This is a genomic window from Pseudoalteromonas sp. SMS1, assembly GCF_021530565.1.
GTDB lineage: Bacteria > Pseudomonadota > Gammaproteobacteria > Enterobacterales > Alteromonadaceae > Pseudoalteromonas.
On the sequence record NZ_JAKGBI010000005.1, the window covers coordinates 24,647 to 40,921 of the forward strand.

The following is a 16,275-nucleotide window of genomic DNA, read 5'->3' on the forward strand; positions in this document are numbered from 1 at the left end:
AGTTTATTTCTTAATAAAGTACTATTTATGGCAAAACAATTTGCATTCAAAGATCTACTACTACCTTATGTTGTAATGGTAGTAGTGATCTTTATCATCCAAGACGCGACGTACTTCTTTTTTCTCGCGTACATATCCATCGTCTCTCTGGTATTCTTAATTGGGCACAGACTTAGAGACGTCAATATTTGTTCCATCGCTTTTTTGGCCATGATGCCTGTTTTGTTTGAGAATATCGTTTTCACTACGGGGCTCATTAGCCTTGTATCTGAACCTGGAGACCGTCTTATTCAAAATAGCCTGATATATGGTATTCACCTCGTCAAAGAGTTGATGATCTTGGTTCCGCTTACATATCGGGTAGAAATATCAAAAAAACTATTTCCTAAACATAAAATTAAGTACACATTCGCTGATAGCATCTTGCCATGGTTATGCCTTATCAGTGCCGCAATTAGCTTTTTCGCACTCATAGAAAACTACATGCGCAATGGAAAAGGCTACGATATCACGTTTTTTTACTATGCGTTTGACGTGACTGGCCACCTAAATTACTCCATGTTTTGTGGTGTATTAGTTGTCCTCACGTTTTTCAGCTATAAAGAGGCCTATGACTTTAAAGTCCCGTCAATTAGGCGCACGAAATAAGCTAGTAAAAAGGGTTTGATAGAGGCAACATATGGCTATGAGAGAGCATATCAATATCAAAATAACGGACAAGTAAGGCGCGATATGCGCCACTTTCCTTTATTTTTCTCAGGCCTTGCTCCAACTTAGCCGCCAAAGCAGGATTTTCTTTGTTCACAAAAAAGTAAAACCTAGCAGGGTAAGACAAGTAATAATCTGGCACAATCATTAAATCAGGGTTGTTTTGACTCGCCAATTCAGATTGCGCTTCAACAATTGAACGCGGAAAGTAATCCGCTCTCTTTGCCAAAACCATGTCGAACATCGCTTGATAATTGGCAATTGGCTTCACCTGTAATCCATTACTTGCCAAAATCTTAGTATCTGGCCAATCATGTCCCTGAACAGCTGTATACCGGCGAAGTTGAGTCAATTCTGTAATCGATTTAAAGCGCTCATAATGCGCTTTATGAATGATCAGGACGCGCTTACCAATTAGGCCATCAAATAGTGGAAACTTAACAGCAATCGCTAACTTCTCACGCGCGGGGCTGGTCATACTCCAGTGCAAATCGACACGCCCTTTATTGAGCGCCATTAAAGTCCTTTGTTGGTGTGGATGCACCTTTACATGCTCTATGTTGACGTCATATTCCGCCGCCAATAGCGCTTGCTGCAACAATTCATACAAAAACAAATCACGATCATAAAGCGGTCTTTGTTCTTTCGCCACATAAATAGTGGGTTTGCTCTGGGATGCAAACGTATAGGAAGATAAGACAATCAAACAAACATACAATAATATCTTCATCATGACAGCGTCCCCCTAAAGCCCTTTTGGACATGGTAATTGCATACGTAATTATAAATATATATAACCTAGCAAATAATTTCTCTTCGCCTTAAGTATATATATTTCATATTTTGTCGTCACAAAGCAAGATGGTTTCGTTGAATCACCGTTAAATCACTCCCTCAGATAAAATTACCCTTTTGGAGTGATAACACGGCATATAAGAGAAAACTAAGGAAGATTTGCAGCGGCTTCAAGCCTAACCATCGGTGCACTTGGTTTGCGACGATTGCATACAAACAAGTAGCTATTACGATAGCGCTTCGCTTCTTTTTTTGCATCCGTCGCCAAGGCAGCCACCTGATGGCTATTGTGACATGAGTGGACATCTGGACTCACCAGACCAATAGACAAGGTCAACAACGGCACAAATTGTTTTTGTCCCTCTCTGTTAGTTGCCCAATAGCCGCCTGCCGAAACATGCTCTGGCGTAAACAAGGATTTAGAACGTGCTTCAAATTGCTCTATAATCTGGTGGCAAAGTACCTCGGCATCTGCACCATCAAACACCACCATAAAATCATCTCCGCCAATATGACCCACAAAACACACGCTTTGCTTACATACTTCTAATGTCACATCTGCAAGCAATTTAATGACACTGTCACCGCTGGCGTAACCATAGAGATCATTAAACTGTTTAAAATGATTAAGATCTATATAGGCCAAAGAGAATTCATGTTTTGCTTTTAACCTCTGCTCGATCGCTTCATTAATCGCGACATTGCCCGGTAACATCGTCAATGGATTTGCGTGCTGCGCATGGCGAATTTTTTCTTCGGTAATGTGTTTTAAAATGTCTCTTAACGGCGCAAGTCCTAAATATTCACCTTCTTTGGTGATGACAATATGGCGTCGAATGTCAAACTCATTTTCAGTAATCATTTGGCTGACATAATCCAGCTTTTGCTGTTCATCGACAATCAAAGGCTGCTTATCCATCAACTTTACGACGGACTTTTTATCAAATAGTGCATGCCCATAGGGAGAGGCGAATACTTCTGTGAGTTGATCTCGATGCAGCAAACCAACAGGCTGTCTAGCGTCATTTAACACGGCGATACTCATCAATTGCTTATTTTGCTCAAACCGCCGATGCGCATCTAAACATTGTGTGTTGGTATGAATAGCAGTGACATCTGTCGCTAACCAGCCAATTGCCATAGATTGTTCAAATTGACTGGAAGAGGATGTAGACTGGCTTATTGGAGCTGGTTTATCATTAAGTCGATTCAATGTATTGCTTGGCTGGCAACTCGGTCTTGCCAATAGAAAACCTTGCGCATTTACAATGCCTAGCTTTTTCAATAGCAGTAATTCTTCTTCACGCTCTATGCCTTCTGCAATGACAGCGGTGTTGGTTGCTTTAGCGAGGTCAATAATTGATTTTAAAAACTCTCGCTTCACAATACTTTGATCGCAGTAATCAATAAAGTATCGATCCACTTTTACAAAGTCAGGACATAGCTCAGACCATTGCTTCAAGCCTGAATAGCCAGCTCCTAGATCATCAATGGCAATTTTGAACCCCAACTGACGATAATGCGATATAGTTTTCAGTAACAGAAAGCCGTCGTCCACTTTATCTTGCTCAGTGACTTCAATGACTACGCGATTGCAGTTGAGTCCCGCTTCTTCAATTAAATGTAAGGTTTCGCCTTTTGGGTGATGGGGATCCAGCAATGCCTTTGGACTCACATTAAGGAATAGTTTCCCGGGCAAGTTAAGTAAAGCAAACTGCTCTATCGCTTTTTTTCGGCACAATAACTCAAGTTCAGATAGTCGGTCATATCTACTGGCTGCAGCAAACATTTTATCTGGCATCACGAGATCATTGTCCAAACTCCCTCGACTCAAAGCCTCAAAACCAAGTACCTTTTCTTTGGCAAGGTCAAAAATAGGTTGAAACATTGGATACACAGCTTCATTGCTGAGAATGTCATCCAACATGGATTTTATAGGATCCACAGGTACAGCCAATCTAATTAATATGTTCAATAATCAGTCAAATTATCAAGGTTTTATGACAATTAGATTGCAATCAGATGGAAATTACCAATTATGGGGATGAGAAATATGCATGATTACATACTAAAGTGATGAAATTAAGAGGATTTCGGTGAGAGCAACGCTCTCACCTGTGTGCGTTTAGTTTAACGCTCTCTCAACTTGGTCAAAGTGTGCAATCACTTCTACAATTTCAAGCTCGGCATCTTGGTACTGTGCATTTTCCGTAAAGCCTAGTTTTGCAATTGCTTGAACTGTTGCTGGGTGCACTAATAAGTCTTTGGCGTGATAACACACTGGATCACTGTATTTAGGCAACTTGCCATCCTCATGATAGCCACTTTCAATTTCTGCCAGTGGTAAAGATGGGATCAGATCTGCCGCTTTATCTAGTGCATCTAAATAGTCTTTACATTGAGGGTATTTAGTCACGAAATCAGAAAGTACATTGCGTGAAGTAGCAACTAAATTAGCAGACTCTTGCTCAAGTTCAGATGCCGGCTTTTGCTCTCTGATATTGGCTAAAAGTGATTTTGCTTGTGTTTTATACTGATTTAGCGCGCTTTCAGTCGCAGGGGCTTTTGCCTCTGGCTGAGTAGTTTGCGTGCTTTCATTTTCTGAACATGCAATCAAAGCCAATGCTGCACATGCAATTCCTAGCTGTTTATACATACTATCCTCAAAATCTTTATTATTGATAACAATTCTCATTATACAGTCTTGTCATCATTTTGAAATAACAAAGGCCACATAAAATGCGGCCTTTTTGATTTTGATCTAGCGGTCTTACGTTATTTTATTCAAAGTAAAATACGCAAACCAGAAAGAAGCCTTCACTAAGGCATCGCGTCCAGATCTGCGCCTTCTTTTTCAACCTCAACTGGGATCAGATCTTCTTTGCTTACCCCCATCGCAACTGCGACAGAGCTTGCAACATAAACGGAAGAGTAAGTACCAATGAAAACGCCAAATAGTAGTGCCGTAGCAAAACCGTGGATAGTTTGACCACCCCATACAAATAGCGCGATCAATACAAGAATAGTGGTAATTGATGTCACAAGTGTACGGTTCATTGTTTGTGTCAGCGATATATCAATGATTTCGATCGTATCGTCGATACGCACCTTACGGAAGTTTTCACGAATACGGTCAGATACCACAATAGTATCGTTAAGCGAGTAACCTATTACCGCCAAAATGGCCGCTAAAATGGTTAAGTCAAATTCCAACTCAAGCAAAGAGAATAGTCCCATGGTCAAAATCACATCGTGGAATAGTGCGGCAACCGCCCCCACAGCAAAACGCCATTCAAAACGAAATGCTACGTAGACCAAAATACATAGCAGTGCAGTTAGCATCGCCAAACCACCCTGCTCTTTAAGGTCTTCACCCACGCTTGGGCCAACAAATTCGATACGACGCATCTCTACGCTGCTGTCAGCCAGTTTCAGTGCATCAATCAACTGGTTGCCTATTGTCTCTGCTTTCACATCCTCACGCGGGGCAATACGCACTAACACTTCTTGGCTTGAGCCAAATAACGTCACTGCAGCGTCGGCAAACCCATTCTCTGCAAGTACTTTACGAATTTTAGGTAAGTCTGCTGGCTGTGAAAAGCCAACTTCTACCGCTGTACCACCCGTAAAGTCCAAACCAAAGTTAAGGCCTTTAATCATAAATGATGCAACAGAAGCCAAAATCAATAAGGCAGAAAAAGCCATCGACAATTTACGTGCCGACATAAAGCGGATAGTGCTTGATAATTGTAATAACTGCATATTCGCTCCTAGATAGACAACTTATTGATGCGCTTACCGCCGATAAAGGCGTTAATCACTGCACGAGTACCGATGATAGCGGTAAACATCGACGTTAGAATACCAATCGCTAATGTCACGGCAAAACCTGCTATAGGGCCAGTTCCTACCGAGAACAAAATAACCGCAGCGATTAAAGTCGTGATATTCGCATCAAAAATTGTACTAAATGCACTGTCATACCCATGATGAACGGCTTGCTGGGGGCTACGACCATCCGCAAGCTCTTCACGAATACGCTCGAAAATAAGTACATTCGCATCAACTGCCATACCCACGGTTAGTACGATACCTGCAATACCAGGCAGTGTCAGTGTTGCACCGCTGATCATCGACATCACACCAATAATCATCACAAGGTTTGCAGCCAGTGCTAAATTAGCAACAAGACCAAACCCTTTGTAGTACATCAACATAAATGCAAGTACAAAAGCAAAACCAAGTACGACAGCGGTCATACCTGCTTCAATGTTTTCTTGACCAAGGCTTGGACCAACCGTACGCTCTTCTACAATCTGGATTGGGGCAACCAATGCGCCAGCTCGTAATAGCAAGCTCAAATTATGCGCTTCGGCTGGGTTATCAATGCCAGTGATACGGAATGAGTTGTTTAAACGTGATTGAATGGTGGCCACGTTGATCACTTCTTCCACTTTAATTGGAGGAAGTGCTTTTCCTTCAGCATCCACTTTGCCCGATGGCTTGTATTCAATAAATACCGTTGCCATGCTCTTACCAACAGCGCGCTTGGTAAAGGCACTCATCTTCGCCCCCCCTTTGTTATCAAGGTTAATACTCACTTGAGGACGTTGGTATTCATCCATACCAGATTGCGCACCGGTAATGTGTAAACCTTCTAAGATCACGCGCTTTTTCAATACAACTGGGTAACCGTCTTTATGATATAGAACTTCACTACCGCCAGGCACTCGACCTTGTGCAGCTAAACGTGTATCAGCACGTTCATCAACTTCACGAAACTCTAAAGTCGCTGTGGCACCTAAAATTTCTTTCGCAAGGGCAGTATCTTGTACACCAGGTAGTTGAACGATAATACGTTCAGAACCCTGACGCTGTACATTAGGCTCTGCAACACCGAGTTGATTGATACGGTTACGGATGATGGTTTCGTTTTGCTTGATTGCATAATCGCGCAGCTCTCGCTGTTTTAAATCACTTAAACTTGAGAAAAAAGCGAGATCATTGCTGCTGTCGTTGATAAATACATTACCAGGGTAGCGACTCTTCAAGAAGCGCTCAGCAGCCTTTTTATCTTCTTCTGAACGCATAACCACTTGGATACGTTCACTGTTAGCAACTTGACGCACTGAGCCATAACGCAATTTCTCTTCACGTAAGTCACTCTTAAAATTTTGTTCCATCTGCTCGAGCGCTTTACTCATCGCAGTAGCCATGTCCACTTCCATTGTAAAGTGCACACCGCCGCTCAAGTCCAAGCCAAGTTTCATTGGGTTCGCACCAATGTTTTTTAGCCAATCTGGCTGAGCTGGAGACATGTTAATTGCTGAGATGTAGTCTTCGCTTAGAGTGTCACGTAGGATATCCTGCGCCTTGAGTTGATCTTCAACATTTTTAAAGCGAATAAGCACTTGCCCTTCTTCAAGAACGGCAGATTTAATTGGTAAGTTGTTTGTTTGAAGTGTTTTATTTGCTTGATCAAGCACGCTTAAATCAGCGTCAGCTCCTTTCGTACCAGAAATTTGTATGGCCGGATCACGACCATACATATTCGGGGTAGCATAGAGAATGCCAACGGCCAATACAGCGAGTACAAGTAAATATTTCCACATTGGATACTTGTTTAGCACTGGATTATCCCTTTCTTATTGTTATAGCGACTTCATTGTACCCTTAGGTAAAACTGCTGCAACCGCTGATTTTTGAACTGTTACTTCAACTTGGTCATTCAGGGCAATCACCACGAAATCTTTGTCTTCTGCAACTTTCGAAACTTTACCGACAAGGCCACCTGAAGTAAGTACTTCATCACCCTTGCCCAAAGCACCCATAAGGTCTTTATGCTCTTTAACACGCTTGGCTTGTGGACGGTAAATTAGGAAATAAAATACCAAACCAAAAATTGCCAACATAATAAGCATTTCCATACCACCACCAGCAGGGGCCGCAGCCGCAGTGCTTGCATGGGCGCTAGAAATAAATAAGCTCATTGCTATTCCTCTTTTAATTTTGAATAAAACGGTTACTCTGCTTCTACGTCAGCTAGAGGGGGTACAGGTAACCCCCTACGCTCATAAAAGTCAGCGACAAATTCATCAAATGTCCCTTCACTAAGGGCATTTCTCATACCTTCCATCAAACGCTGATAGTAACGTAAGTTATGAATGGTATTTAATCTTGCGCCTAAAATTTCATTACACTTATCTAAGTGATGTAGGTAGGCACGAGAGTAATTTTTACAGGTGTGGCAATCACACTCTGCGTCCAAAGGACTTGTATCTGTTTTATGAACTGCATTACGGATTTTAATCACGCCATCCGTTACAAACAAGTGCCCGTTACGCGCATTTCGTGTCGGCATAACACAGTCAAACATATCGATACCACGACGCACGGCTTCCACTAAATCTTCTGGCTTACCCACCCCCATCAAGTAACGAGGCTTTTGCTCTGGCATTTTGTAAGCGCAGTGATCAAGGATCTTTACCATCTCTTCTTTTGGCTCACCGACTGACAGACCACCTAAGGCATACCCATCGAAACCAATATCTTCTAAGCCTTTTTGCGATTCAGCACGTAGTTCAGGGTACATACCGCCTTGGATAATACCGAATAATGCTGATGGATTATCTCCATGGGCTTCTTTTGAACGCTTCGCCCAGCGCAAAGACAACTCCATCGAGTCTTTTGCTTCTTTTTCTGTCGCTGGATAAGGAGTACATTCGTCAAATATCATCACGATATCTGAGCCCAAATCACGCTGCACTTCCATTGCCTTCTCAGGAGAAAGCATAATTTTTTCACCGTTAACCGGCGATTTAAACAGCACACCCTCTTCAGAAATTTTGCGCATTGCACCTAAGCTGAACACTTGGAAACCACCTGAATCGGTCAAAATTGGTTTATCCCAGTTCATAAAATCATGCAAATCGCCATGCTGCTTAATAATTTCTGTGCCTGGACGTAGCATTAGGTGGAACGTGTTACCAAGACAAATGTGTGCACCCGTTTCTTTCAACTCGTCCGGTGTCATACCTTTGACTGTCCCGTAAGTACCTACTGGCATAAACGCAGGGGTTTCTACAACACCGCGATCAAACACCAAACGTCCACGACGGGCTTTGCCATGCGTACAATCTAATTCAAATTTCATATTTACCTCGTGTCGGAAAAACAGTCCAACAATTCTTAACCAATGACTTTTTCCCATGTAGGGGTCATATAAACCGTCAGATTCTACCAATAAAGGCCGAGCAATTCTAATATTGGGGCTAAAAAGCGATAAATAAAGTCACGGTTAAAAAAGCCACACACTAAAAACAAAAAACCCGGCTTAGTGCCGGGCTCTCGTATTATTACTTACTTTGTCTCGTAAGGAACATCGCATCACCGTAGCTAAAGAAACGGTAGCGCTGTTCAATGGCCGTTTCGTAGGCATTCATAATGTGCTCTTGCCCTGAAAACGCACTCACCAACATAATCAACGTCGACTCAGGCAAGTGAAAGTTTGTGATCATCACGTCCACCACATTAAATTTATAACCTGGATAGATGAAGATCTCGGTATCACCATAGAACGTTTTTAATTCTCCACCATGCACTTTAGCAGCAGACTCGAGAGAGCGAACTGACGTTGTACCGACAGCGATAACTCGACCACCACGGCTCTTACAACGTGCCACTGCGTCAACGACGTCATCGGGAACTTCGATGTATTCTGAGTGCATGTTGTGGTCTTTGACGTCATCTACACGCACAGGCTGAAATGTACCAGCACCGACATGCAGTGTCACAAACGCCATATCCACACCTTTATCTTTCAGCTGTGCCATTAATGCATCATCAAAGTGTAAACCTGCCGTCGGTGCTGCAACTGCGCCTGGCTTTTCACTATAGACCGTTTGATACCTTTCTTTGTCTCCCTCTTCATCAGGACGATCAATATATGGTGGCAAGGGCATATGACCGATGTCATCTAAGATGGTCAATACGGAGTGTTCACCTTCAAATGCCAATTCAAATAACTCACCATGACGCGCAACCATTGTTGCCTGAGCTTTGCCTTCTAAAATCAGCTCTGCGCCTGGTTTGGGAGATTTACTTGAGCGAATGTGGGCAAGTACTCGATGCTCATCGAGAATGCGCTCGACCAATACTTCTACTTTGCCACCGGTCGCTTTTTGGCCGAACATGCGAGCCGGGATCACTTTAGTATTATTGAAGATGATCAGATCTTCTGGCTCAATTAGATCAATAATATCTTTGAATATCTTGTGTTCAAGCTCACCACTGTCTCCATCAAGGGTAAGCAAACGACTACTCGTACGCTCCGCTTTCGGGTGACGGGCTATTAATTCATCTGGAAGTTCAAAACTAAAGTCAGCTACGCGCATGTAGACCTCATATTCGTGCAAGTTGGCGGCAAGTCTAGTGCTGCACGCAAACGAAATCAAGCGACATAAGATATCTATTCATACTTTTTAGCCCCTTGTAAGCTGCTGCAAATAGCTTTACTCTACAGGCTATTATGCGTGTGTATACGCGACAACTAGCCATAGCAAAATGAATGCGATATTGTCAAAAAGGCAATATAAAACAGTCTTATAAATTGATATGGGCAATAGAATACGAACTAGAAACATGGGTTTGAGGTAGTAACGCCATGGCAAAACAGCTGACTTTATTACTTGTCAATGCGGATCATATCGAGCGCCAGACCGTAATAAGAACGTTACAAAAGCTCAATGTATTCCAAATAATAGAGCTCAGTGACACTCAAGAAGCACTTCAGTTGTTGAAGCAGCAGGCTGTCGATCTTGTGATTAGTGGACTCAATGTAGGCAAAATCGATGGGTGGCGTTTTTCACGTATGATTCGCTCAGGGTTGCTGAAAACGCCAAAAAACACGCCCATTGTACTGATCCCACCGACCTACTGTGAGCGTATCGCAGAAACAACTGCACGAAGTTACAGTATTGACGCAGTGCTGCCTCTAGAGCGCCATGATGTTTTGCCGCAGGTTTTGGCTAACGTTTTGTCCACCCATTTGCACAAGAGTAGCCGCCTTAACCTGTTACTGCTTGAACACAATGAAAAAAAAGCCGCTGATATCATTGATCACCTCGCGTTGAGTTTTACAACTAAGCATGTGATATCTGCCAATACGGCCCTGTCGGAGTTTTTACAAAACGATTATGCCATTGTTTTATTAGACGCCACCTCGACCAGAGCTGAAACAACCAAAGAGCTGGTTGCCAATATTTTACAACACAAACCCAGCCAAGCGATTGTCACCATCATAGATAATCAAGATGCGGACTATGCAGAGCAACTATTACTCTTGGGCGTCACTGACTTTGTACGTACACCCTATAACTTATCGTTATTAAGCAAAGTGTGTGATCATGCAGCACGCCGCGAAGATTTCATGGTGAGCTACGCCGAATTTGCGCATAAAGTAGAACAGCTAAGTCGCAGTGAGCAAAGCTACAAAGAACTATTCTCAGCACACCAGAGAATATTATTACACCTCAACACCGTCGTATTAGAACTAGATGGCAAAGGCACAATTCGCTTTATCAACCCAGCCTGGGAGCAGCTCACAGGCTACAAGTTAAAATCAACCTTATCGACTCAACTGTGCGATTATGTCCTGCCCGAGTATTTACCTAAACTTCAGCTAGTGGTTGATGACATTTTAGGCGGCGCCCAATCTTCCACTTTTGAACTACAAATTAAGCATCATACTGGCGCTGCCATATGGGTAGAGTGCCGGTTTCAGTTGATTAAGAACAAAACCAGCACAACCACCATCACCGCGACGATTGACAATATTCACGAACGCAAAGAAGCAGAGTTACAACTTAGGCACCTCGCACTTCACGATACCTTGACGGGCTTACACAATCGTTATTACTTTGATCAACAGCTCAACCTATTTTGCCAGCAAGCCAAGCAGCAACAAGAAATAGAACATGCATTAATATACATAGATTTAGATCATTTTAAGATCATTAATGACAGCAAAGGGCATCAGCAAGGGGACATTGTATTACAAGAGGTTGCTCAATTATTCGGTGAACATATTAACCAAGAGCATCTTATCTTTAGAATAGGCGGTGATGAATTTGCGGTGTTGCTCAAGCATCAGTCTCTTCTTGAAGCCCACATGATGGCAGAGAGTATTTGTAGCGCTATCGAAAACCATCGCTTTCATTCGGAGGAGGCCAGCTATACCATCAGTTGCTCCATTGGTCTTACGCAGATCACCCATACAAACAGTGATCCCAATGAATGTTTAAAACAGTCTGATATTGCACTGTACATAGCGAAAAACCTCGGCCGCAACTTGGTACATTGTTATAGTAAAGAAGATGATAAAAACAGTACCTTACAAACTGGCCTTGAGTGGGGACATAGCGTACGAGAAGCTCTCAAGAACAACCAACTCGAACTGCACTATCAGCCCATTTGGGATTTTAAAAACAATAACATCGCATACTATGAAACACTGCTGCGCCTTGTAATAGACGACAAGCTAATCTACCCCAATCAATTTATCCCAGCATTGGAGCTGTTGAACGATACCTATTTAATGGATCAATCAGTCATTAGAGAAAGTATTCGCGCTGTATCAACGTACCCAGAGCTGCACCAAGTGTCATTAAACCTGTCTGCTCAATCATTTTTAGACGAGCGTTTGATGCCGCACATTCAAAGTTGTCTGCGAGACTTTCAGGTTCCTGCACACTGCATTATTTTCGAAATCACCGAATCAGCCAGTATTAACAACTTAGCGGCAACACAGGCGATGATCAAAAAGCTAAACCAGTTAGGGTGTCACTTCTCAATCGATGATTTTGGTACAGGCTTTAGTACGTTTAGTTACCTAAAGCAGCTTCCAGCGCAGCATGTTAAAATCGATGGTTCTTTCGTTCGTGATATGCTCAATGACCCTATTGACCTCGCCTTGGTTAAGGCAGTCAATGACATAAGCCATTCTTTAGATAAGTGCTCTGTTGCAGAGTACGTTGAAAATAAAGAAATTTTTGAAGCATTAAAAGAGATTGGTGTCGACTATGGGCAGGGTTACTTTATCTCTCGACCATTGCCAATTGAGCAACTCAAACTGGCTTTAGAAACTATTTTATCACTAAAAACAGCGTGCTAACCAAAATGGGTAAAAAAGTCACTGCAGTTCAATCAAAACTCAACTATAATTAAAGCTCGCAACAAAATGTCACCTAGTTTAAGTTACTTACATAAAACTAGACGACATCTAATGGATTTGAGCACATCTCGCAATGGAATTCGAGGAGCTAAGTATGTTTCAGTTTATTCTGTTTTTATCATTGGTACATTGTATGATCGCTTTACAGTGTTACCGCTGCGCTAAACAAAAAGGGTATCCAACTAAGTTATTCACTTTTTTGGGGTTTATCCCATATTTTAATTTGGTTGTTTGGGTATATTTGCTGTTTCTACCTAACATCATGTCACAGAGTAGGCTCAGCTCTACTTAAACATTCAGTGCTTAGTCTGCAAACTAATTGTACCAACATCAAAAAAGCAGTGTCATTGACACTGCTTTTTAATGAAGTCACCAACCTGATTACTAAACATTTTAAAATCACGTATGCGACCTGTGGTTTTGCGCCACAACAGCCCTATTTCACGATAAGCCTCAGCTTGTGGAGACAAAGTCACCATGGGCTTCCCCTCCAAAATGCCTGCATTGAGTGCCATTTGTGGCAAGAATGTAACTCCATTTTGATACTCAACCATACTTAATAAAGTATGTAAATTAGCCGCCTCAAATGGATTGATACACGCACTGCGATTCAAATGACAGGCGCTCAACGCGTGCCCCGTCATACAGTGTTCTCGCTCTAGTAAAAACACACTGTCATCAGGCAACAAATTAAAGTCTTCTAAGATTTCTGGAATGTGGTAATCCTCATGGCGTACCAATGAGAAATGATCTTTTGCTAATACTTGTGTATGGAACTTTTCCGTTCTGTACGGTAATGCCAACATTCCCATATCAATATGACCTTGCTCAAGCTTATCTAGCAGTCGGTCACTGGTGTCTTCAACAAGGACCAGCTTTAAGTCTGGAAAAGCCGTCTGGCAAAACTGGTAAAGTGGAGCCGCTATAAAGCTTGCAATGGTTGGGATCATACCCAAGACCAATTTACCAGAAAGCGGATTTTTATAGCTTTTAGTCAGCTCCACCACACTAATGGAGTCATCAATGATTTTTTTCGCTCGCTCGACGACTTCCTCTCCAACGTCAGTAAACATCAAGCTGCGATTCTCACGCTCTATGAGCTGGCAACCAAGCGTTTCTTCCAAATTCTGAATTGCACTACTGAGGGTCGACTGGCCGACAAAACAAGCCTCTGCCGCTCGGCCAAAATGCTGTTGCTGATGCACAGCAATAAGATATTGTAATTGTTTTATACTTGGTAAGTTATTCACTTGCGTACCCATAAATAAAAAGACCCCAGCACCAAAGGCGCTGAGATCTTTTCAAGCTAAAAGTCTGTCTTCTATTAAACGCCGAACGCGGTTCTTAGAATATAGAATATAACAATAGCAAGGGCAGCACCGACTGGCAATGTAATCACCCAAGAAACCACAATGTTTCTTATCACACCCATGTTCAGTGCTGCAATACCACGTGCCATACCAACACCTAAAACAGCACCTACTAACGTTTGTGTCGTCGAAATAGGCAAACCAGTGCCTGATGCAATAACCACTGTAGAAGCTGCTGCAAGCTCTGCTGCGAAACCACGACTTGGCGTTAAGTGCGTGATGCCTTCACCAATTGTTTTAATTACTTTCTTGCCTAAAACAGCAAGGCCCACAACAATACCAAGGCCACCCAAAGGTAAGATCCACCACGCAAGCGCCGCTTTCTTTGCCATTTCACCATTGTTTTCAACGATGTTTACTACCGCAGCAAGTGGACCGATAGCATTAGCGACATCGTTTGAACCGTGTGCAAACGCCATACAACATGCCGTTAGTACCATCAGTACAGCAAACACTTTTTCTACGTTGTTGAACTGCATTTGCTTGTCTGCATTCGGATCCATCTTCATGCGAGCAATGACGACTTTACCGATAAGTCCAATTAATACTGCAATACCAATCGCCAATGCATAACCTTCAACTGTCCCCAGGTTAATACCGATGTGCTTTAGACCTTTTTTGATCGTAACTAGCGACATTACAAAACCAGCCAAGCCCATATAAAATGGTACAAAGCGCTTTGCATTATTCAACGGTTTATCCGTGTCAAAGATCAGCTTTTGCGCACTCATAAATATCAAGTAAGCAATAAACCCTGAGATAGCCGGTGTCACAACCCAACTACCTACAATACCAGCTACTTTGCCCCATTGAATTGCTTCACTACCTACTGCAACTAACGCAAAACCAATGATCGCGCCGATAATTGAGTGCGTTGTTGAAACAGGCCAGCCAAGCAAAGAAGCCAATAGTAACCAAGTACCAGCCGCAAATAATGCTGAGATCATCCCTAAAATCATCAATTCAGGGATTTCCGCAAATGGGGCTGCATCAATAATGCCTTTGCGTATCGTCGACGTGACTTCACCACCGGCAAGGTATGCACCTGCAAATTCAAAAATCATCGCGATAATAATCGCTTGCTTAATTGTCAGTGCTTTTGAACCAACTGACGTACCCATTGCATTGGCAACATCATTCGCACCAATACCATAAGCCATAAAGAAACCAACTGCAGCTGCGATGATGACTAGCATCGAGCCATAGGAAGCAATGAATTCCATTGAAAAACCTTTAGTGCTGTTTCAGCACTGTTTTTGTATTTGTGTGTACGTTTTATACTTTAATCGGTTGAACGACCCACAAATAACGATTAAACAAACACAACACTGTGCTCTCTAGCATTAACTCGCTTGGAGAGTAATCACAGTGTACAACTAGTTAACTCGTTTCGCTGATTAAGAATCAGCGTGCTAGCATCACCTCAAGGCGAGCACCAACACGTTCAGCGATATCGGCAAGCTCTCCTACCCATTCAATGATCTTGTACAAGAACATCACATCAATTGGGTTAAGATCGGCTTCCACCTGACGAAGTTCTTGGCGAATTTTTATTTGCATGTCATCGGTATCTTGCTCAATCGCATCAAGCTCAACTAACATTTTTTCGACCAAGGCAACTTCACGACCTCTGAACCCTGTTTCCAGCAGTTCATCAAGTTCGTTAATCGCTTTAGAGGCTTGTTTCGTTGCATCTACACAGCGTGATAGATAAGCAACAAAGTCTTTTTGAATAGATTCGGGGATCGCCATTTCACGGCCAACAACTCGTCCTGCGATGTCTTTGGCTTTATTGGCAATTTTATCTTGATGGGTAATAAGTTCCAGTAAATCAGTCCGTTCAACTGGCATGAATAAACCGCGAGGAAGTTGTAAACGTACTTCTCGTTTTAACGCATCCGCTTCACGTTCTAGGTTACGAATATTAACGCGAAGTGCATCCGCTTCAGTCCACTCCCCTTTGAAGACATGTTCAAAGAACGGGATCAAGCTTTCACTGGCTTGATGCACTATCTTAATGTGCTCTTCAATCGGCTTTATAGGAGATTTTGCAAACACTCCTAAAAACGCATTACTAGGCATAACTGACCCTTAAATCATATTAATATGCATGTGCAAGGGCCAAGTTTACAGCATTAACCGAATTTGTGAACGATTTTTATCATGAACAAG

14 protein-coding genes are annotated in these 16,275 nt (G+C 42.5%); 3 read left to right on the forward strand and 11 right to left on the reverse strand.

Annotation, left to right across the window (positions count from 1 at the left end; translation table 11 throughout):
• Positions 1–27 precede the first annotated feature (27 nt).
• Positions 28–648, forward strand: coding sequence for a hypothetical protein (locus tag L1286_RS07565; RefSeq protein WP_235406298.1), 621 nt, complete (start codon positions 28–30; stop codon positions 646–648).
• Position 649: 1 nt separating this feature from the next.
• Here L1286_RS07565 and L1286_RS07570 read toward each other — a convergent pair whose 3' ends face one another.
• The 8 genes from L1286_RS07570 to queA form a co-directional block, all read right to left on the reverse strand.
• On the reverse strand, positions 650–1,441 hold the full coding sequence (locus L1286_RS07570; RefSeq protein WP_235406299.1) for a substrate-binding periplasmic protein: 792 nt from the start codon (positions 1,439–1,441) through the stop codon (positions 650–652).
• 210 nt (positions 1,442–1,651) lie between these two features.
• A complete protein-coding gene (locus L1286_RS07575) occupies positions 1,652–3,430 on the reverse strand; it encodes a bifunctional diguanylate cyclase/phosphodiesterase (RefSeq protein ID WP_268832166.1) in 1,779 nt (592 codons plus the stop codon).
• Positions 3,431–3,628: 198 nt separating this feature from the next.
• The gene (locus L1286_RS07580) at positions 3,629–4,159 is read right to left on the reverse strand and encodes a hypothetical protein (protein ID WP_235406301.1); all 531 of its coding nucleotides are present in this window, start codon (positions 4,157–4,159) and stop codon (positions 3,629–3,631) included.
• Positions 4,160–4,323: 164 nt separating this feature from the next.
• Entirely contained in the window at positions 4,324–5,265 is a 942-nt protein-coding gene (gene secF / locus L1286_RS07585) for a protein translocase subunit SecF (protein ID WP_235406302.1), read from the reverse strand.
• Between the two features lie 8 nt (positions 5,266–5,273).
• Positions 5,274–7,133: a protein translocase subunit SecD gene (secD, locus tag L1286_RS07590; protein ID WP_235406303.1), complete on the reverse strand. Its 1,860-nt coding sequence runs from the start codon at positions 7,131–7,133 to the stop codon at positions 5,274–5,276.
• 21 nt (positions 7,134–7,154) lie between these two features.
• The gene (gene yajC, locus L1286_RS07595) at positions 7,155–7,493 is read right to left on the reverse strand and encodes a preprotein translocase subunit YajC (RefSeq protein WP_023397444.1); all 339 of its coding nucleotides are present in this window, start codon (positions 7,491–7,493) and stop codon (positions 7,155–7,157) included.
• 32 nt (positions 7,494–7,525) lie between these two features.
• Complete coding sequence (tgt, locus tag L1286_RS07600; protein ID WP_235406304.1) at positions 7,526–8,656, reverse strand: tRNA guanosine(34) transglycosylase Tgt; 1,131 nt, start codon at positions 8,654–8,656, stop codon at positions 7,526–7,528.
• 202 nt (positions 8,657–8,858) lie between these two features.
• The gene (queA, locus tag L1286_RS07605) at positions 8,859–9,896 is read right to left on the reverse strand and encodes a tRNA preQ1(34) S-adenosylmethionine ribosyltransferase-isomerase QueA (protein WP_235406305.1); all 1,038 of its coding nucleotides are present in this window, start codon (positions 9,894–9,896) and stop codon (positions 8,859–8,861) included.
• 269 nt (positions 9,897–10,165) lie between these two features.
• On the opposite strand from queA, the gene L1286_RS07610 reads away from it, so the two are divergent.
• Together L1286_RS07610 and L1286_RS07615 are read left to right on the forward strand one after the other, a co-directional pair.
• Positions 10,166–12,673, forward strand: a complete 2,508-nt coding sequence (locus tag L1286_RS07610; protein ID WP_235406306.1) for a two-component system response regulator — start codon at positions 10,166–10,168, stop codon at positions 12,671–12,673.
• Positions 12,674–12,827: 154 nt separating this feature from the next.
• Positions 12,828–13,025: a hypothetical protein gene (locus L1286_RS07615; protein WP_235406307.1), complete on the forward strand. Its 198-nt coding sequence runs from the start codon at positions 12,828–12,830 to the stop codon at positions 13,023–13,025.
• 52 nt (positions 13,026–13,077) lie between these two features.
• Here the strand turns inward: L1286_RS07615 and L1286_RS07620 are convergent, their stop codons facing one another.
• The 3 genes from L1286_RS07620 to L1286_RS07630 form a co-directional block, all read right to left on the reverse strand.
• Positions 13,078–13,983 carry a hydrogen peroxide-inducible genes activator gene (locus L1286_RS07620; protein ID WP_235406308.1) on the reverse strand — a complete coding sequence of 302 codons (906 nt, stop codon included), beginning with the start codon at positions 13,981–13,983 and terminating at the stop codon, positions 13,078–13,080.
• Between the two features lie 74 nt (positions 13,984–14,057).
• Positions 14,058–15,326, reverse strand: coding sequence for an inorganic phosphate transporter (locus L1286_RS07625; RefSeq protein WP_235406309.1), 1,269 nt, complete (start codon positions 15,324–15,326; stop codon positions 14,058–14,060).
• A gap of 181 nt (positions 15,327–15,507) precedes the next feature.
• Entirely contained in the window at positions 15,508–16,185 is a 678-nt protein-coding gene (locus L1286_RS07630; RefSeq protein WP_063374481.1) for a TIGR00153 family protein, read from the reverse strand.
• Between the last annotated feature and the right edge of the window lie 90 nt (positions 16,186–16,275).